We start from the raw sequence: 18,476 nt of genomic DNA, 5'->3' as shown, positions 1-18,476 counted from the left end.
CCCCCCGCCCCCCCCCCCCGCCGGCCCGCCCCCCGCGCCCCCGCCCCCCCGGGCCCCCCCCCCCCGCGCCCCCCCCCCCCCCCCCCCCCCCCCCCCCCCGCTCAGCGCCCCGTGACGGTGGCGATCAGGGCGTCGGGGTCCCCGACCGCGTCGCCGGCCCAGGCGACGTACTGGTCGGGGCGCACCAGCACCAGGTCCGCGCCGTAGGCGGCCCGGACGTCGGCGCCGACGTCGACCACGGTCAGCGGGACGCCGGCGGCCTTCGCCGCGCCCGCCAGCTCCTCGCCGCCGCTGCCGGCGCGCAGCAGCACGAAGCCGCCGCCGGTCAGGTGGTCGAACAGGTCCACGTCCGCGCCCTCGGGCTGGGCGGCGAGGTGGTGGCCGGGGCGGGCCCGCGTCTCGTGCCGGCCCAGTGCGCTGGGCGTCCCGCCGCCGTCCCCGGCGACGACGGGCGAGCCCTCGTAGTTCGGCTCGAACGCGTCGACCTCCTCGGGGGAGCCCGACGCCCGTTCCTCCCAGGCGGCGTCGAAGGCCGCGCGGTCCCGCTCGGGGTCGTGGGCGGCCAGGAAGTCCCGGTCGACCTCGATGGACTTGTTGATGAAGTCGTCGCGAGTGGAGGCGAACACCGGCCGCCGCTCGGCGTCGTAGGAGTCCAGCAGGCCGGGGCCCGCCCAGCCCTCCAGCGCGGCGCCGAGCTTCCACGCGAGGTTCGCGGCGTCCTCGAACCCGGTGTTGATGCCGAAGCCGCCGTAGGGCGGGTGGCTGTGCGCGGCGTCGCCGGCGATGAACAGCCGGCCGGCGCGGTACCGGTCGGCGAGGGCGAAGCGCAGGTCCCAGAAGCCGACGTGCTGGAACTCGATGTCGAACTCCGCGCCGACGGTGCCGAACACCAGCGGGCGGAAGTCGGTGTCCGCGTCGGTGGTCGCCCGGTCGACCGGGGCGTGGAAGAACCAGGTCTCCTGGGCGTCCACCCGGCCGAGGAACTGCCAGTAGCCCTCGAGCTCCGGGTTGAGCACGTTGAAGTACGACCGGCCCCGGTAGCGCTCGAGCAGGTCGTCGAGCTGCCGGGAGCGGAAGACCAGCAGCACCATGAGCTGGTCGTGGTCCGAGCGGGTCTGGGGGATGCCGGCCGCCTCCCGGACCACCGAGCGGGCGCCGTCGCAGCCCACCGCGTAGTCGGCCGCCACCTCCAGCACCCCGCCGGAGCCGTCGGTGGCGCGGATGCGCACCCCGCCGTCGTCCTGGGTGACCTCCTCGGCCTTCCAGCCGTAGTGCAGCGAGACGCCGGGCACCTCGGCGACCCGCTCGCGCAGGGCCGCCTCGGTGGCGTACTGCGGGAGGCGCTCGTTGTCGGCCGCGTAGAAGCGGCGGACGGCGGCGCGGCGGTGCCAGTCGTAGGCGTAGGGGCCCAGCAGGGAGCCGTAGGCGGTCATGCCGCCGATGCCGTACTCGGTGGGGATGCGGCGGCCCGCGCGGACGCGGTCCTCCACCCCCCAGGCCCGCATGTGCTCCATGGTCCGCTGGGTCAGGTTCTGACCCTTGGGCACCTGCTGCGGCTCGGGGCGGCGCTCGATCACGGCACAGCGGATGCCCCGCTGCCCCAGGGCGATGGCCAGCCCCGTGCCGACGGGCCCGCCGCCGACGATCGCGACCTGCGTCCGCACGGTCTGCTCTGTCTGCTCGGTCTGCTCGGTCATCCGACGACGACCTCGTCCAGGTCGACCGGCTCCTCGATGAGGCCGTAGCGCACCATGAGGTCCTGGATCTGCTCCAGCGACTCACGGTCGCTCGTCCCCTGCCAGTCGGGCAGGCGGACGCTCTGCGCCAGCTCGGGGCTGGTGGTGTCGCTCATCTCGGGGATCGCGGCGCGGAAGGCGGCGGGGTCCTGCCGGATGGCGTCGGCCGTGGTCTGCACCGCCTGGAGGAAGTCCTCGGCGATGCCGGGGTTCTCCTGGAGCGCCTGCGTGCTCATCAGGTACGTGCCGATCTGCAGCCCCGGCCTCGTCGCGGTGTACGGGCGGCCGATGATCTTCATGCCCTGCTGCTCGGCCAGGGTGACGAAGGGCTCGATCACCATCGCGGCGGCCACGTCCCCCTTGTCGACGGCGGCGGCCATGTCCGGGAAGGGGAGTTCGACGAACTCGACCGCGTCGGGCGCCAGGCCGGCGTCCTCGAGCATCGAGCCGAGCACGATGTCGTTGATGTTGCGGAGGGTGTTGACCGCCACGCGCTGACCCTGCAGCTGCGCGATGTCGGTGACGGGGCTGTCGCTCCTCACCATGAGCGCCGAGAAGTCGTTCTCCGGGTCCTGGGCCGTGCTGGTCCCGGCCGCGATCATGCGCAGCGGGAGACCCTGCGACGCAGCGACGAGGGCCGAGACCACGTTGGACCCCGCCACGTCCAGGTCGCCGCCGACCAGCTGCGGGATGACCGTGGCCCCGCCGGCGGAGGACGTGAGCTCCAGCTCGAGCCCGGCGTCGGCGAAGTAGCCCTCCCGCTCGCCGTAGGTCAGCAGGAACATCGGCGTGCCGGCGGTCTCGGCCACGGTGATCGTGGTGAGGCCGCCGCCCTCGGATCCCCCGGCGGCGGGGGAGTCGGCGTCCCCACCGCAGGCGGTCGCGAGCAGCGCTACGCCGGTGATGCCGGCGGCGAGACGGATCCGGGTCGTCATGGGGGCAGCTCCTCCTGTCGGGACGTGCGGACCGGTCCGGTGGGCCACGCCCACGGCTGTGACGGCCGCAACAACACTGCACCGGACCATAGACGACGTTCCGGCAGGCGGGCACAACCGGGCCGACCATTCCGCAAAGTCGAACACCTGCGGACGGCGGCAGGCGGGAACGACGAGGACCCACCGGCTCGCAGGGAGCCGGTGGGTCCTCGTCGTCGCGGCGTGCGGCGCCGGCGCCCCCGAACGGGACGGACGTCCTCAGGCGGACTCGCGCGCCGACTCCCAGGCCGCGGCCAGCTCGGTGCTGTCGGTCACCGCGCCGAAGTACGTGCCCACCCGCGCCACGCAGGCCGCGTGCGCCCCGCGGTTGTGGCTGGCGCAGCAGTCCTCCACCAGGGTGACGTGGTAGTCGTGGAAGAGGCCGTCCCGCAGCGTGGACTCGACGCACACCTCGGTGGTGACGCCGGTGAGCAGCAGCGACCTGATCCCGGCGGTGCGCAGGACCAGGTCGAGGCCGGTACCGGTGAAGGCCGAGTAGCGGTGCTTGACGACCACGGGCTCACCGGCCGCGGGCGCCACGCCGTAGAACTCCGCGCCCCAGGAGCCGGTGCGGCAGGTGCTCAGCGCGGGCCTCGGGGGTGCCGAGGCGTCCACCGTGCTGCGCGACAGCCAGGCCGGGCTGTCGGTCGTCTCGTCGTGCGTGGTCTGGACGAACACGACGAGCACGCCCGCGGCCCGGGCTGCCTGCAGCAGGCGCTCCAGCGGGGGCACGATCGCCATGGCGTCGGTCGTGTCGGCGCCGGCCGCCCCGCAGGCCCCGGCCGGGTCGCAGAAGTCGTTCTGGACGTCGACGACGACCAGCGCGGTGGTCTCGGGCGCGGTGCGGAAGGCGACTGGTGCCACGGGTGGGTCCTCTCGGAGCGGGGCGATCGGCGGTCAGTGCAGGTAGCCCCCGCCGTCGCAGATGATGGTCTGGCCGGTGACCATGCGGGCGTCGGGCCCGCAGAGGAACGACACCAGCCCGGCGAGGTCCTCCGGCCGGACCCGCCGCCGGATGGCCTGCTGGGCCATCGTGCGGTCGAAGTCCTCCTCGGAGTTGAACTGCTCCGTCCCCGGGGTGGCGACCTGGCCGGGCATGACCGCGTTGACCGTGACGCCGTGCGGGCCCAGCTCCTTGGCCAGCACCCGCGTCATGCCGAGGACGGCCCCCTTGCTCGCCACGTAGGCCAGCTGCCCGGGGCTGCCGGTGAAGAAGGTCCGCGAGGCGACGTTGACCACGCACCCGCGGTCGCTGGCCACCAGGTACGGGTGGGCGGCCTGGGTGGCCAGCGCGTAGCCGACGGCGTTGACCGTCAGGTACCGCAGCAGCTCCTCCTTGCCCGACTCCAGGTAGGGGCGCCGCGGGGAGATCAGCCCGGCGTTGTTCACCAGGACGTCGATGCCCCCGGCCGCCGCGGCGACGGTCTCCATGGCCGCCTGCAGCTGGTCGGGCTCGGTCACGTCGCAGCGGATCCAGTCGGTGCGGGCGTCCTCGTCGGGCTCGACGACGTCCAGGACGGTCACCGCGTGCCCGTCGGCGTGCAGCCGCTCGGCGAGGGCGCGGCCGATGCCGCGCGCCCCGCCGGTGACGACGGCGGTCGTCAGGCCCGCCACGTCACGCTCAGCGGGAGGGCCTGCGGTCCGCGGTTGACGAAGCTGGGCAGGTAGTCGACGGCGTCGGCGTCGACGGCCAGCTCGATGCGGCTGGTGCTCCCGAGCAGCGTCTCCAGGGCCACCCGGCTCTCCAGCCGGGCGAGGATGTTGCCCAGGCAGGAGTGCACGCCCTTGCCGAACGCCAGGTGGGCCGAGGGGGCGCGGCGGGCGAGGTCGAGCTCGTCGGGCCGCTCGACCAGTGCCGCGTCGCGGTTGCCCGAGCCGTACATGACCTGCACCCGCGAGCCGGCCGGGATCGGCACCCCGCCGACCTCGGTGTCCTGCGTGGTGATGCGGAACAGCCCCTGGATGGGCGACTCGAGGCGCAGCGACTCCTCGATGAAGTACGACAGCCGCGAGGGGTCGGTGCGCAGCCGGTCGGCGAGCTCCGGGTCGCGCGCCAACAGGACCATGCTGTTGCCGATGTGGTCGGTCGTGGTCACGTTGCCGGCGATCAGCAGCTCCATGACGAACCGCGTGGAGTCGTGCCGGGGCAGCCCGGCGGTGCGCTCGGCGGCGGCGATGGTGTGGAGGATCGTGTCCTCCTCCTCGGCGGCCGCGGCGGCCTCCAGCGAGGGGGCCAGCAGGGCGGCGAACTCCTCGGCGATGCGCACGATGTCGGCCGGGTCGGCGGCGTGGTTGCCGACGGTGGCGGCCAGCTCCTCCGACAGCCGGCGGAAGGAGGCGGTCTCCTCACCGGGGACGCCGAGCACGGTGGTGATGACCGCGATCGGCAGCGGGACGGCGAACTCCTCCATGAACTCGACCTCGGTGCGCCCGCGCATGCCCTCGACCAGCTCCGAGCACAGCTCCCGGATGCGAGGCTCGAACCTGGCCAGCCGGCTCGGGGTGAAGGCGCGCTGCACGAGCTTGCGTCGCTCGGAGTGCTCCGGCTCGTCGGACAGCAGCAGGAAGGGCACCCGCTTGGCCATCTCGCTGTCCGGCGGGATGGGCGGCGCGCCGATGGCGTTGCGGGAGCTGAACGTCGTGTGGTCGCGGAGCACGGCGTCGATGTCCTCGGCCCGCGTCACCAGGTAGGCGTTGGCCGCCTCCACGTAGGTGACCCCCTGCTTGCGCAGCTCCGCGTAGGCGGGGAAGGGGCACCGCAGTGCCTCCGGCTCCAGCTTCGCGGCGGCGTCGATGAGCATGCGCGTTCCCCTTCCTCATCCGGGCCCCGGTGCCCGTCGCCCGGGTTCGAGCCCGGTGCCGGCCCGCGCGGCGCGCCGAGGGGCGCCGGCCCGGCGGGCGGACGGACGGATGGAGGCTGGCACCGCGGTTGCCTCTCGTCAAGGAAGCGCCTCATGTCGCCGCCGTCCCCCGATCGGGCGACGCCGACCTGCCAGGTACCGCGCTGACCAGCGGATACGCCGTGCCGGCGCGTCTTCGAGCGTCTCGGAACGAGACCGGAGGTCTTGCACCTGGCGGAAACGTTTGTCAGATCGTTGACGGTGACCATCGTCACGCATACGTTGCCGCTTGCCCCCGCCGCGTCCGGCGGCTGTGGCAGAGGACGACGCGGAGGAGCGAGATGACTGACCAGGTGGCCGCCCTCGAGGCGCGGATCGCGGAACTGGAGAACCGGCTCACCCGGGCCGAGGACATCGAGGCGATCCGGCGGCTGCAGTACACGTACGGCTACTACCTCGACAAGACCTACTACGAGGAGGTCGTCGAGCTCTTCGCCGACGAGGGCGCCGAGGTGCGCTTCCTGCACGGCGTGTTCCGCGGCAAGGAGGGCGTCGCGCGCCTGTACACCGGCCGCTTCATGACGAAGTTCGCCGAGGGCCACAACGGCCCGCGCTACGGCCGGCTGCTGGACCACCCGCAGATGCAGGGGATCATCACGCTCTCCGAGGACGGCCAGTCGGCCAGGGCCCGGTTCCGCTCGGTCATGCAGGCCGGCACCCACGAGACCGTGCCCGGCTTCCGCCAGTGGTTCGAGGGCGGCATCTACGAGAACGAGTACGTCAAGCAGGACGGCCAGTGGCGGATCAAGCTGCTGAACCTGCGCTCGTTCTGGCAGGGCGACTTCGACAAGGGCTGGGCGCGCTGCCCCGTCGAGTACGAGGGCTACCTGACCGAGACCTACCCGGCCGACCCGCACGGTCCCGACGAGATCGTCGACGACTGGAAGATGTTCCCCCACGCCGAGGCCATGCCGTTCCACTACGAGCACCCGGTGACCGGCAAGCAGGTCGCGTACTGACCTCCGCGCCGGCCGGCCGCCCTCCCGGCGGCCGGCCGGCGCGTGCCCGGAACCCACTCCCGCCCGGCCACGCCGCCGGGCTCCTCGACCCACCAAGGAGCGTTGATGGCCACCATCGTCGGGGCGATCGGCACCTCGCACAGCCCGATGCTGCTCACGAACCCGCGCCTGTGGCGGGAGCGGGCCGCGCAGGACCGCACCAACAAGGAGCTCTACGACAACGCCGGCCGGCACGTCACCTTCGACGAGCTGTCCGCCGCGGTGGGGGAGCGGTTCGCCGCCGAGCTCACCGACGAGGTCTGGGAGCAGCGCTACACCGCCTGCCTGCAGGGCATGGACCGGCTGGCCGCCGACCTCGCCGAGCTGCGGCCGGACGTGCTCGTGGTCGTCGGTGACGACCAGGAGGAGGTCTTCGACGCGACCAACCAGCCGTCGATGGCCATCTTCTGGGGGGACACCTGGGAGACCGGCACGATGGAGGGCGCCCCGCCCGGGGAGTTCTTCGAGGCGGTCAAGACCGGCTACGCGATGGACGCCGTCCACAAGTTCGACGGGCACCCGCAGCTGGCCCTCGACGCGATCACCGGGCTGGTCGCCCGCGAGTTCGACGTCGCCAGCGTCGCCAGCACCCCGCCCGGCCACGGCTTCGGGCACGCCTACGGCTTCATCATCCAGCGGCTGCTGGGCGAGCGGACCGACGTCCCGGTGGTGCCGGTCATGCTCAACACCTACTACCCGCCCAACCAGCCGTCGACCAAGCGCTGCTACGACTTCGGCAAGGCCCTCGGCGCGGCCATCGAGGCCTCCCCGGTCGAGGCCCGCGTGGTGCTGGTGGCCTCCGGCGGCCTGTCCCACTTCGTCGTCGACGAGCAGCTGGACCGCCGCGTCCTCGACGGCATCACCAACCGGGACGCCGAGTCGCTGCGCACCATCCCCGACGAGCTGCTCAACGCCGGCTCCTCGGAGATCCGCAACTGGGTGGCCGTCGCCGGCGCCATGCACGACCGCGAGGTCGCGTGGTCGGAGTACGCCCCGTGCTACCGCACGGCGGCGGGCACCGGCTGCGGCATGGGCTTCCTGCGCTGGCAGTGACGCGATGACCGGTGCGACCACCGCCGCGGCGGCCCCGCGGCAGGGCGAGGAGGACGTCCCGCTCCTGCGGGTCGAGGACGTCAGCGTCCGCTTCGGCGGCGTGGTGGCCCTCGACGGGCTGTCCTTCGACGTCCCCCGGGGCAGCATCTGCGGCCTGATCGGCCCCAACGGCGCCGGCAAGACGACGATGTTCAACGTCGTCAGCCGGGTCTACGAGGCCAGCTCCGGGCAGGTGCTGCTCGACGGCATCGACCTGCTCCGGCTGCCCGCCCACCGCATCGCCGAGGTGGGCGTGGCGCGCACGTTCCAGAACATCGCGCTGTTCCCGACCATGACGGTGCTGGACAACATCGCCGTCGGGGCGCACTCGCGCGGCAAGGGCGGCTGGATCCGGTCCGCTCTGCGGCTGGGCACGCGGCGCACCGACTCCGCGGCGCGCGCGGAGGCCATGGCGCTGCTCGAGCGGCTCGGCCTGGCCTCCCTCGCGCTGCGGCCGGTGGCCGGGCTGCCCTTCGGCACGATGAAGCGGATCGAGCTGGCCCGCGCCATGGCCGCCCGCCCCAAGCTGCTCCTGCTCGACGAGCCGGCCAACGGCCTGACCCACTCCGAGGTCGACGAGCTCGGTGCGGTCATCCGCGGGCTGCGCGACGACTTCGGCCTGTCGGTGCTGCTGGTCGAGCACCACATGAAGATGGTGATGGGCATCAGCGACCGGGTCACCGTCCTCAACTTCGGACGGCGGATCGCCGACGGCACCCCGGCCCAGGTGCAGCGCGACCCCGCGGTCATCGAGGCCTACCTCGGTGGCGACACCGCTGCGGGGGAGGCCCGACGTGGCTGAGCCGCTGCTGCAGCTGTCGGGCGTGCACGCCTCCTACGGGGAGGCGGAGGTGCTGCGCGGCATCGACCTGCACGTGGACGAGGGCGAGGTCGTCGTCCTGCTCGGCGCCAACGGCGCGGGCAAGACCACCACGCTGCGCTCCATCTGCGGCATGGTCGGCACCCGCGGCTCGGTCCGCCTCGGCGGCACCGAGCTCACCGGGAAGCCGACCGAGTGGATCGTGCGCCAGGGCATCTCCCACGTGCCCCAGGGCCGGGGCGTCTTCGGCGTCCTCTCGGTCGAGGAGAACCTGCGCGTCGGTGCCTGGAACCGCAAGGACACCAAGGGCATCGAGGCCGACATCGACCGGTGGTACGACGTCTTCCCCCGCCTGGCCGAGCGGCGCGCGCAGCTGGCCGGCGGGATGAGCGGCGGCGAGCAGCAGATGCTCGCCATCGCCCGGGGGCTGATGGCCCGCCCGCGGCTGCTGCTGCTGGACGAGCCGTCGCTGGGCCTGGCCCAGATCATCACGCGCGGGTTGTTCGCCCAGCTGGAGGAGATCAACCGCGAGCAGTCGGTGGCCATGCTCATCGTCGAGCAGAACGCCGAGCTCGCCCTCTCCTTCGCCACCCGCGGCTACGTGCTCGAGTCCGGGTCGATCGTGCTGTCCGGCAGCGCCGACGAGGTCCGCGGCAACGAGGACATGCGCCGCGCCTACCTGGGCTACTGAGGGGGTCCCGACGTGTCACCGAACATCGACAACCCGTCCTACCTGCTCACCCTGCTGACCGGCGGGCTGACCAACGGCGCCCTCTACGCGCTGGTGGCCCTGGCGATCGTGCTGGTCTACAAGACGACCAGCCACATCAACCTGGCCCAGGGCGAGATGGCCACCCTCGGCGCCTTCGCCGTCTTCGAGCTCACCCGGCACGGGGTCAACGTCTGGCTGGCCATCGCGATCGCGCTGGTGCTGTCCTTCGGCGTCGGCGCGGGCCTGGAGCGGGGGCTGATCCGGCCGCTGGAACGCCGGGGCGTCTTCCCGGTCATCCTGGCGACGCTGGCCCTGTTCCTCATCATCAACGCCGGCGTCGCCATCATCTGGGGGACGACGCCGGTGGCCCCGCCGCGGCCGTTCCCCGGCGGCATCGAGGACAAGGTCGACGTCATCGGCGGCGCCCCGCCGTTCTTCATCACCCACGTCTCGATCGGCGTGCTCGCCGTCCTGGTCGTGCTCCTGCTCGGCCTGTGGCTGCTGCTGGAGAAGACGAAGCTGGGCCTGGGCTACCGGGCGGTGGCGGCCAACCGCGAGGCCGCGGAGGTCATGGGCATCCCGGTCGGCCGGATGTACATGTTCGGCTGGGGGATCGCCGCGGCACTGGGCACCCTGGCCGCCGCGCTGGTCGCCGAGACCGCCGGCGCGCTCGACTTCAACTCGATGGGCGCGATCCTCATCTTCGGCCTGGCCGCGGCCACCCTGGGCGGGTTCGACAGCGTCCCGGGCGCGGCGGTCGGCGGACTCGTGCTCGGCCTGGTCATGGCCTTCGTGCCGGGCCTGTTCACCGTCATCGAGGGCGACCTGAGCCTGGTCATCGCCCTGCTGGTGGTCCTCGTCGTCCTCCTCGTCCGGCCGCAGGGGCTGTTCGGGACCAAGACCCTGGAGCGGGTGTGAGTTCGCCACGCGTCGTCCTCGAGGGCTCGCGGGCCCACCGGATCTGGCAGGGCGCCGGCCTGCTCCTGGCCGCGCTGGTCGTCCTGGCGCTGCCGCTGCTGGCCAGCGACTTCCGGATCGGCCAGTTCAGCCTGGTCATCGCCTACGCGGTGGCGGTGCTCGGGCTGAACCTGGTCACCGGGTTCACCGGCCAGGTCTCCCTGGGCCACGGTGCCTTCTTCGGCATCGGCGCCTACGCGACGGCGATCCTGGTCACCGACCACGGCTGGGCCTGGGCGGCGACCGTGCCGGTGGCCGCGCTGCTCGGCCTGGCGCTGGGCTTCGTCGTGGGCGTGCCGGCGCTGCGGCTGCACGGGCTGTACCTCGCGGTCATCACCCTCGCCGTCGGCGTCGCCTTCCCGGTGGTGGTCAGCCAGCCGGTCGGCATCGCGCTGGGCACCGGTGGCACCGCGGGCAAGACGGTGCGGATCGGCTGGGACAAGCCGGGTTGGTTCGGCCTGGACGTCTCCGACCGCGGCTGGATGTTCCTCGTCATGGCCGCCGTCGCCGGGGTGCTGTTCTGGCTGGCCACCGGGCTGGTCCGCAGCCGGGTCGGCCGGGCCATGGTGGCGCTGCGGGACAACGGCACCGCCGCGGCGATCTCCGGGGTCTGGCCCGCGGAGGTCAAGACGGTGGCGTTCGCCGTCAGCGCGCTCTACGGCGCGGTCGGCGGCTCGCTGTACCTGCTCACCACGCCGATCGTCAGCCCGACCACGGTCGGGTTCACGATCACGCTGCTGTTCATCACCGCGATGGTGCTCGGCGGTGCCGCCACCGTCTCCGGCGCCTGGCTCGGCGGTCTGGCGATGGTGTTCCTGCCGTACTACACCGCCGAGTGGGCCGGGCAGATCCCGCTGCTGCGCAGCCTCACCGACCAGCCGGGCCTGTTCGCCAACGTGATCTACGGCGTGGTGCTCATCGTCTTCATCTACTTCGTCCCGTCCGGGCTCGTGCCGCTGCTCACCCGGCTGCGCACCCGGTACCTCGTCATCGTCCCGCCGGAGGCGGCCGCGGTCGCCGTCCCGGCGGAGGCGGCCGGACGGCGGCAGCCCGGCAGCGACACCACGCCGGGCGCGCCCGACGGAGGACTGGCCGGCCCCACCCCGGCCATCGGCGGGCACCAGTCGCCCGCCGGCGAGCACGACCCCCACGACCCCGGGCAGCCCGCCCGGGGCCTGACCCCCGCCCGTGGCGTCACCCAGGAAGAGAGAACCCGATGACGAGAAGGTCCCGTTCGATGGCGGTGGCCGGTGCCGGCCTGCTGCTGCTCGGCCTGGCCGCCTGCGGCGACAGCCGCAGCGAGGGCAACGCCGGGGGTGGCGGCGGCGGGGCGACCAACGCCGAGGGCCAGTTCGTCGTGGACGCCTCCGCCTGCCCCGAGGAGGCCACGACCGAGCTCGCCGACGGTGAGCCGATCCGCATCGGCACCAGCCAGCCGCTCAGCGGCCCGCTGGCCTCCGGTGGCGCGGCGAACGTCGCCGGCATCACCGCCTACTTCGACAAGGTCAACAAGGCCGGCGGCATCGACGGCCACCAGCTGGAGCTGGTCGCCAAGGACGACGCGTACGACGCCGCCCGCGCGGTGTCCAACGCGCAGTCCTTCGTCGGCGAGGACCCGGTGTTCGCCAACCTGGCGCAGGTCGGCACCCCGCAGATCAGCGCGACCCAGCCGATCTACGAGGGCGCCTGCGTGCCGCAGCTGTGGACGATCACCACCGGCCCGGCGTTCACCAACCCGACCGAGCACGAGTGGACGGTCAACGGCATCCCGCCGGCACCGGTGGAGGCCAAGGCGATCGTCGACTACATCGCCGAGCAGGTCCCGGGCGGTTCGGTCGCCGAGATCAAGGGCTCCGACGCGCTCAGCGAGGACTTCCACGCCGCCCTGCCGCGCCTGGCCGAGGAGGCCGGGCTGACCGTGCAGCCGGACCAGACCATCCCGGCCGGCTCGACCAACATCGACGCGCAGATCTCCGCCGCCGTTGCCGGCCAGCCCGACGCGATCGTGCTCGAGGCGCTGCCCAACTACGCCCCCGGCTTCATCACCGGTCTGGCGCGGGCCGGCTACGAGGGCCTGGTCGTGCTCAACTCCTCGGCCAACGGCGCCGCGCAGTGGATCACCCCGTCCGACCCGGCCGGTGAGGGCGTCGTCGCCCCGCTGTTCCGCAAGGACCCGTCCGACACCCGCTGGGACTCCGACCCGGCCATGCAGGAGTACCTGGCCGACATGGAGGCCGCCGGTCAGCAGGACCTCGCCCGCTTCGGCAACGCCCTCGACGGCTACGGCTGGGCGCAGCTGATCGTGCAGAACCTCGAGGACGCCGCGCAGATGGACGGCGGCCTGACCCGGGCCAACCTGATGAGCGCCGCCTGGAACACCGACATGGAGCGGCCGCTGATGCTCAACCCGCAGGCCAGCACCAGCGGTCCGGAGGACCCGTTCATCGCTGAGTCCGGCGAGATGGCCTCGTACTCGACGGCCACCAAGGGCTGGGAGTCCCTGATGGACTGGGACTACTCCGGCACCAGCGGGGACATCGTCGGTCAGGGCTGACCGACTCCGCCCGACGGGGCCGTCGCCGGACTCCTCTCCGGCGGCGGCCCCGTCGTCGTCCTCCCCGGGCTCAGCGGGCGGGCGCGAGGTCCTCGCGCTCCAGCGCCTCCCGGTCGGACTCCAGGACGTCGGCCGCGGCCACCACGATGTTCGGGTCCGGCTCCCCGACGACGGCCTCGTCCTTGCCCTCGTAGGGCATCGAGCACAGCACGTACCGCAGCGCCTCGAGCCGGGCGCGCTTCTTGTCGTTGCTCTTGATGACCGTCCACGGCGCGTGGTCGGTGTCGGTGACGGCGAACATCGCCTCCTTGGCCGCGGTGTAGTCGTCCCACCGGTCGAGGGAGGCCAGGTCGGTGGGGGAGAGCTTCCACTGCCGCACGGGGTCGATCCGCCGCACGATGAACCGGGTGCGCTGCTCGCGCCGCGACACCGAGAACCAGAACTTGACCAGGTGGATGCCGCTGTCGACCAGCATCCGCTCGAACTCCGGCGCCTGGCGCATGAACCGCTGGTACTGCTCGTCGGTGCAGTAGCCCATGACCCGCTCGACGCCGGCGCGGTTGTACCAGGAGCGGTCGAACAGCACGATCTCGCCGGCCGCCGGCAGGTGCTGCACGTAGCGCTGGAAGTACCACTGGGTCTGCTCGCGCTCCGAGGGCTTGTCGAGCGCGACCACCGTGGCGCCGCGCGGGTTGAGGTGCTCGGTGAAGCGCTTGATCGTCCCGCCCTTGCCGGCCGCGTCCCGGCCCTCGAACAGGACCACCAGCTGCTGCCCGGTGTCCTTCACCCAGCCCTGCAGCCGCAGCAGCTGGATCTGCAGCCGGCGCTTCTCCCGCTCGTACTCCCGCCGCGGCAGCCGCTCGGCGTACGGGTAGCCCTCGCGCCAGGTCTCGACGCGGTTGCCGTCGGGGCCGAACAGCTCGCCGTCGTCGTCCCAGTCCTCGTCGGTGTCGTCGTCGGGGAGGGCCTGCAGCCGGTAGCGGGAGACGTCGATCTCGCTCACGTCCGTCCCTGTACCCGGCTCCGGGCCGGGTCCATGCCCCGCTGCCATGCTGACCGGCGTGTCCGACCCCTTCGCCACCGCCGAGCTCCGGCGGCGGGTGCTCGCCGCCTGGACCGACGCCCCCGCCCGCTTCCGTGAGGACGCCAACGCCGAGGAGGACCTCGTCCGCGGCGGCTACCGCGACCGGCTGGTGGTCGAGCTCGCCCAGAACGCCGCCGACGCCGCGCTGCGGGCCGGGGTCCCCGGCCGGCTGCGGCTGGAGCTCGCCGACGACGGCGCGGGCGGGGAGGTGCTGCGGGCGGCGAACACCGGGGCGCCGCTGGACGCCGGCGGCGTGGCCGGGCTGGCCTCGCTGCGGGCCTCGGCGAAGCGGGACGAGGTGGCCACCGTGGGCCGCTTCGGGGTGGGCTTCGCCGCCGTGCTGGCCGTGTGCGACGAGCCGCGGGTGCACTCCACCGCCGGCGGGGTCGTGTTCAGTGCGGCCCGCACCCGGGCCGAGGTCGCGGGCGTGCCGGCGCTCGCCGACGAGGTGGCCCGCCGCGAGGGCGGGGTGCCGGTGCTGCGGCTGCCCTGGCCGGCCGACGGGGTCCCGCCGGAGGGGTTCGCCACCGAGGTGGTGCTGCCCCTGCGGGCGGGGTCCCGCGCCGCGGTCCGCGCCGCCCTGGACGAGCTCGGCCCGGAGCTGCTGCTCGCGCTGCCCGGGCTGGCCGCCGTCGACGTCGTCGTCGACGGGGGGACCCGCACCCTGGCCCGGACCGACCGCGGCACCGACGCCGACCTCACCGACGGCCGGCGGACGACGACCTGGCGGCTGGTGCGGCGCACCGGCGAGCTCCCGGCGCAGCTGCTCGCCGACCGGCCGGTGGAGGAGCGCAGCCGGCGCGGCTACACGGTCACCTGGGCGGTGCCGCTGGACGACGACGGCCGGCCCGCGCCGCTGCCCCTGCCGCAGCGGGTGCACGCGCCGACGCCCAGCGACGAGCCGCTGACCCTCCCGGCCCGCCTGATCGCGCCCTTCCCGCTGGGGCCCGACCGGCGGCACGTGCTGCCCGGACCGGTCACCGACGCCCTGGTCGACGTCGCCGCGGACGCCTATGCGGAGCTGCTGGCCGGTCTGCCGCCGGACGCGTCGGTGCTCGCGCTGGTGCCCCGCGTCGGGCTGGCCGGTGCCGAGCTGGACGCGGCGCTGGGCACCGCGGTCCTGGACCGGTTGCGGTCGGTCCCGTGGCTGCCGGTGGCCGGACGCGAGCGCGAGCGCCAGTCGCCCGACCGCGCCGCGGTGCTGGCCGAGGCGACCGACGCCCGGGTGGCCGCCCTGGCCGACGTCGTCCCGGGGCTGCTGCCGGCCGGCTGGTCGCGCCGCACCGACGCCCCGGCGCTCGCGGCCCTGGGCGTGCGGCGGGTCGGGACCGCGGAGGCGGTCGAGGCGGTCCGCGGCGTCGGGCGGCCGGCCTCCTGGTGGGCGCAGCTGTACGTCGCACTGGACGGCGCCGAGCGCGAGGAGCTGGCCGCGCTGCCGGTGCCCCTCGCCGACGGCCGCACCGCGCACGGTCCGGCCGGGGTGCTCCTGCCCGACGCCGGCCTGCCGGTCGCGCAGCTGGGCCCGCTCGGGCTGCGGGTCGCCGATCCGGTCGCGGTGGCCCCGGCGCCCGCGCGGCGGCTGCTGGAACGGCTCGGCGCCCGGCCCGCGACGGCCGCGGGGGTGCTCGCCGACCCGGACGTGCGGGCCGCGGTCGAGGCGTCGGTGGACGCGGTGGAGGACGGGTGGGACACCGACGCCGACCCGGCCGCGTTCGCGACCGCGGTGCTGGCGCTGGTCGCGGCGGCCGGTACCGCGCCGGGGGAGCTGCCGTGGCTGGCCGAGCTGGCGCTGCCCGACGCCGACGGCGGGTGGGCCCCGGCGGGGGAGCTCGTGGTGCCCGGGTCGCCGTTCGCCGCCGTCCTGGTGCCGGGTGCCCTGGGGGCGCTGGACGCGTCGGTGACCGCCGACCCCGCCGTCCTCCGGGCGGTCGGCGTGCTGGACGGCTTCGCGCTGGTCACGGCGGAGGACCCCGACGACCTCGACGTCGACGGCGCCCAGGACTGGGCCGACGCCGTGCTGGACCGGCTGCCGGCGGAGGCGCCGCTGCCGTCGTGGCCGGCGGTGACCGCCGTGCGCGACCTGGAGCTGGTCGCCGACTGGCCCGCCGCGCTGCGGCTGCTGGCCGCGCTGCCGGCCGCCGCCTGGGCCGACGTCGTGCTCGACGGGGTCGCGGTGCCCGGCTACCTGCGCTGGTGGCTGTCGACCCACCCGGTGCTCGACGGGCGGCGTCCGGACCGGGTGCGGCACCCGGGGAGCGCCGAGCTGCAGGGCCTGTACGACCCCGCGGCGGCCGACCCCGCGCTGCTGGACCTCCTGCGACCGCCGGCGACCGTGGCCGACGTGCTCGCCGACGTCGACGGCGCGCTGGACCTCCTCGACCGGCTCGGCGACCCCCGGCGCACGGCGCCCGCCGCGGTGCTGCGCACCGTCCACGCCCGCCTCGCGCGGGCCCTGGACGGCGTGGACGTCGACCCGCCGGACCGGGTGCGGGTGGCGCCGGACCGGGTGGTGGCCGCCGACGACGCGGTGGTGCTCGACGTGCCGTGGGTGCAGCCGGTGGTCGACCGGGCGCTCGTCCCGGCCGGTGGCGACCCGGGGCCGGTGGCCGACCTGCTGGACCTGCCGCTGGCCGGGGAGGTGGTGCGCGCGGCGGTGGAGAGCACCCCGGTGCGCCGGGTGGCCTGGGCGGACGTGCCGGGGGCCGCACTGGCCGCGGCCCGCCTCGGCCTCGGCGGGGCGCGGGCGCTCGAGGGCGTGGTGGCCGTCCACGAGCCGCTGCGGGTCGGGGGTCGCGCCGTGCCGTGGTGGCCGGCGGGGGACGTCGACCACGTCGACGGGACGCCGGCGGCGCTGGGCCGGGCGCTGGCGTGGCGGGCCGGCGCGTGGCCGCTGCGGCAGGCGCTGGCCGAGGCGTTCGCGGAGCCCGACCGCAGCGAGGTCCTGGCGGCGGAGGACGGCGTCGCACCGTGACGGCCACCGATGCGAGCACGCCGCCGGTCCGGGATCCGGACCGGCGGCGCGTCCCTCGGTAGCGGGTCTGTGGCCCCGTCCTGGATGGCGTCCTCCTACTGGCCCCAGCGCGGGACGGCCATCGCCCCGGGGGCGTGACCGTGCGCGGACGGCCGGCCACCACCCCGCCCGGCCGGCGCGCCGGCGGTCGGCGCGTGCCGGGTGCCGGTCCAGCAGCGGTACAGGGACAGCCACTGCTCGGCGGTGAGGGCGCTCGCCCGGGTGGTCGGGGGCAGGCCCTCCTGGCGCAGCCAGCGGATGCCCGCCGTGCCCGGCAGTTGGGCGCGCAGGGTGGCGCCGAGCGCGGCGCCGGGCAGGGCGAGGACGGCGGAGGCGAGGCGGTCGAAGGCGGCGGCCTCCGACTCCGGGAGCTGGGCGCGGGCGGCGGCCGCCGCGCCGTCGAGGGGTCGGTGCGGGCGTGACAAGGCAGACCTCCGGAGGAGGGCAGGGCAGCGCCGGGAGCCGGCACGGCCGGGTGCAGGGGAGGAGTGCCCGCCGACGGCGGGCGGACGGCGGGGAGCCGGGGGCTCGACCCGCGGTGCGTGTCGCTCAGGGCGAGGTCAGGACCGCATGACGGGAACCGTAGGACCGGGACGCCGGGCCGTCGAGTGGTTTACCGACCCCGGCGCTCAGCGGGAGGAGCGGCCGGCCTTCCGCTGCTGGTGGGCCTCCCACCGGGCACGGTCGCGCGCCCGGGCCCCGGCGTTCTTCTCCCGCTTGGCCGCCCGGCGGCGGGCGCGCGCCAGCTCGCGCTCCTCGAAGGTGGGGTGGCTCTCCCAGTTCGCGGACAGCAGCGCGACCACCCAGCCGCACAGACCGAGGATGGCGACGAACGCGGCGAGCACCGGGTCGAGGAGGAGGAAGGCCGCCACCGAGACGACTGCCCAGACCCCGCCCCAGACCACCAACCGCGTCGACACGAGCTCCAGTATCCCCGTCGCGGCACGCTGCCGATCGTGCCTGCCGGCACCGCGGTCTTGATCCTGGGCGCCCCGGTCCCTACGGTGGGTACAGCGGTTCAACAGTCAGCCGTGCCCCAGTGCCGGACTCCGCGCCGCACCCCGGCTGATCCACCCGGGGTTCTCCGTACGGGTTCGCTCTCCCTCGAGAGGCGTAACCGTGACCGCCACCTCTCTCCCTGCTGGTGACGACATCGTCACCATCGACGTCTCCCGGTCCACCACCGCCGTGCGCCTCGCCGTGGCCGGTGAGGTCGACTCCTCGACCGCACCCGCGCTCCGGGACGCCGTCGACGAGGCCTTCGCCGCCGGCGCCCGCGAGATCGTCGTGGACCTCGACGCGGTGACCTTCCTCGACTCCGCCGGCCTGTGCGTGCTGGCCGGCGCGCACCGCCGGGCCGACGAGGACGGCGTCCGCGTGCGGGTGCTCGCCTCCGGCCGGGCGGTCATCCGCCCCCTGCAGATCACCGGTCTGTGGGAGCTGCTGGCCGTCGAGCAGGTCGAGCCGGGGGCCGGCAGCGCCGCCTGACGCGGCTCCCCCTCCTCTCCGTCCCCCGCCCGGGGGACACAGGTCACCTGACGGTCACGTCGGGCGCGGTGTGTGCGGTTTCCGCCCGTCGTCCGCCTACAGTGCCGCCCATGTGTTCCAGATCACACCACCGCGCGGCGACGGCCGTCGG

At 74.6% G+C, this 18,476-nt stretch carries 17 protein-coding genes; 9 read left to right on the top strand and 8 right to left on the bottom strand.

Annotated features, from left to right (window positions below; translation table 11 throughout):
* Positions 1-101: 101 nt before the first annotated feature.
* From ACI79E_RS20320 to ACI79E_RS20300, 5 genes are all read right to left on the bottom strand, one after another.
* Positions 102-1,697, bottom strand: coding sequence for an FAD-dependent monooxygenase (locus ACI79E_RS20320; RefSeq protein WP_456934385.1), 1,596 nt, complete (start codon positions 1,695-1,697; stop codon positions 102-104).
* Positions 1,694-2,671, bottom strand: coding sequence for an ABC transporter substrate-binding protein (locus ACI79E_RS20315; RefSeq protein ID WP_456934384.1), 978 nt, complete (start codon positions 2,669-2,671; stop codon positions 1,694-1,696). Before ACI79E_RS20315 ends, ACI79E_RS20320 begins: the two co-directional genes overlap by 4 nt.
* A gap of 258 nt (positions 2,672-2,929) precedes the next feature.
* Complete coding sequence (locus ACI79E_RS20310; protein WP_456934383.1) at positions 2,930-3,574, bottom strand: cysteine hydrolase family protein; 645 nt, start codon at positions 3,572-3,574, stop codon at positions 2,930-2,932.
* Between the two features lie 33 nt (positions 3,575-3,607).
* Positions 3,608-4,324, bottom strand: a complete 717-nt coding sequence (locus ACI79E_RS20305) for an SDR family NAD(P)-dependent oxidoreductase (protein ID WP_456934382.1) — start codon at positions 4,322-4,324, stop codon at positions 3,608-3,610.
* Positions 4,312-5,511 (bottom strand): cytochrome P450, encoded by a 1,200-nt coding sequence (locus tag ACI79E_RS20300; RefSeq protein ID WP_456934381.1) that lies wholly within the window; start codon positions 5,509-5,511, stop codon positions 4,312-4,314. The genes ACI79E_RS20305 and ACI79E_RS20300 overlap by 13 nt, the downstream gene beginning before the upstream one ends.
* Positions 5,512-5,891: 380 nt before the next feature.
* On the opposite strand from ACI79E_RS20300, the gene ACI79E_RS20295 reads away from it, so the two are divergent.
* From ACI79E_RS20295 to ACI79E_RS20265, 7 genes are all read left to right on the top strand, one after another.
* Entirely contained in the window at positions 5,892-6,569 is a 678-nt protein-coding gene (locus tag ACI79E_RS20295; RefSeq protein ID WP_456934380.1) for a nuclear transport factor 2 family protein, read from the top strand.
* Between the two features lie 105 nt (positions 6,570-6,674).
* Positions 6,675-7,661, top strand: coding sequence for a DODA-type extradiol aromatic ring-opening family dioxygenase (locus tag ACI79E_RS20290; protein ID WP_456934379.1), 987 nt, complete (start codon positions 6,675-6,677; stop codon positions 7,659-7,661).
* A 4-nt stretch (positions 7,662-7,665) separates the two neighbouring features.
* Positions 7,666-8,502: an ABC transporter ATP-binding protein gene (locus ACI79E_RS20285; RefSeq protein ID WP_456934378.1), complete on the top strand. Its 837-nt coding sequence runs from the start codon at positions 7,666-7,668 to the stop codon at positions 8,500-8,502.
* Positions 8,495-9,211, top strand: a complete 717-nt coding sequence (locus tag ACI79E_RS20280; protein ID WP_456934377.1) for an ABC transporter ATP-binding protein — start codon at positions 8,495-8,497, stop codon at positions 9,209-9,211. Before ACI79E_RS20285 ends, ACI79E_RS20280 begins: the two co-directional genes overlap by 8 nt.
* Before the next feature lie 12 nt (positions 9,212-9,223).
* The gene (locus ACI79E_RS20275; protein ID WP_456934376.1) at positions 9,224-10,150 is read left to right on the top strand and encodes a branched-chain amino acid ABC transporter permease; all 927 of its coding nucleotides are present in this window, start codon (positions 9,224-9,226) and stop codon (positions 10,148-10,150) included.
* Positions 10,147-11,409, top strand: a complete 1,263-nt coding sequence (locus tag ACI79E_RS20270) for a branched-chain amino acid ABC transporter permease (protein ID WP_456934375.1) — start codon at positions 10,147-10,149, stop codon at positions 11,407-11,409. Before ACI79E_RS20275 ends, ACI79E_RS20270 begins: the two co-directional genes overlap by 4 nt.
* A 17-nt stretch (positions 11,410-11,426) precedes the next feature.
* Positions 11,427-12,743: an ABC transporter substrate-binding protein gene (locus ACI79E_RS20265; RefSeq protein WP_456934374.1), complete on the top strand. Its 1,317-nt coding sequence runs from the start codon at positions 11,427-11,429 to the stop codon at positions 12,741-12,743.
* Positions 12,744-12,813: 70 nt separating this feature from the next.
* Here the strand turns inward: ACI79E_RS20265 and ppk2 are convergent, their stop codons facing one another.
* Positions 12,814-13,746, bottom strand: coding sequence for a polyphosphate kinase 2 (ppk2, locus tag ACI79E_RS20260; protein ID WP_456934373.1), 933 nt, complete (start codon positions 13,744-13,746; stop codon positions 12,814-12,816).
* Positions 13,747-13,804: 58 nt separating this feature from the next.
* Here ppk2 and ACI79E_RS20255 point away from each other — a divergent pair, with 58 nt between their 5' ends.
* Positions 13,805-16,798, top strand: coding sequence for a sacsin N-terminal ATP-binding-like domain-containing protein (locus ACI79E_RS20255; RefSeq protein ID WP_456934372.1), 2,994 nt, complete (start codon positions 13,805-13,807; stop codon positions 16,796-16,798).
* A 95-nt stretch (positions 16,799-16,893) separates the two neighbouring features.
* On the opposite strand, the gene ACI79E_RS20250 is transcribed toward ACI79E_RS20255, so the two are convergent.
* The gene (locus tag ACI79E_RS20250; RefSeq protein WP_456934371.1) at positions 16,894-17,262 is read right to left on the bottom strand and encodes a hypothetical protein; all 369 of its coding nucleotides are present in this window, start codon (positions 17,260-17,262) and stop codon (positions 16,894-16,896) included.
* Between the two features lie 204 nt (positions 17,263-17,466).
* The gene (locus tag ACI79E_RS20245) at positions 17,467-17,757 is read right to left on the bottom strand and encodes a hypothetical protein (RefSeq protein ID WP_456934370.1); all 291 of its coding nucleotides are present in this window, start codon (positions 17,755-17,757) and stop codon (positions 17,467-17,469) included.
* A gap of 199 nt (positions 17,758-17,956) precedes the next feature.
* Between ACI79E_RS20245 and ACI79E_RS20240 the strand changes: the two genes are divergently transcribed.
* Positions 17,957-18,325: an STAS domain-containing protein gene (locus ACI79E_RS20240; protein ID WP_456934369.1), complete on the top strand. Its 369-nt coding sequence runs from the start codon at positions 17,957-17,959 to the stop codon at positions 18,323-18,325.
* Positions 18,326-18,476 lie beyond the last annotated feature (151 nt).

The sequence above is a fragment of the Geodermatophilus sp. SYSU D00079 genome (assembly GCF_054050635.1).
Note: the sequence above shows the minus strand (reverse complement) of the source record. Positions and strands in the feature narration are given on the sequence as shown.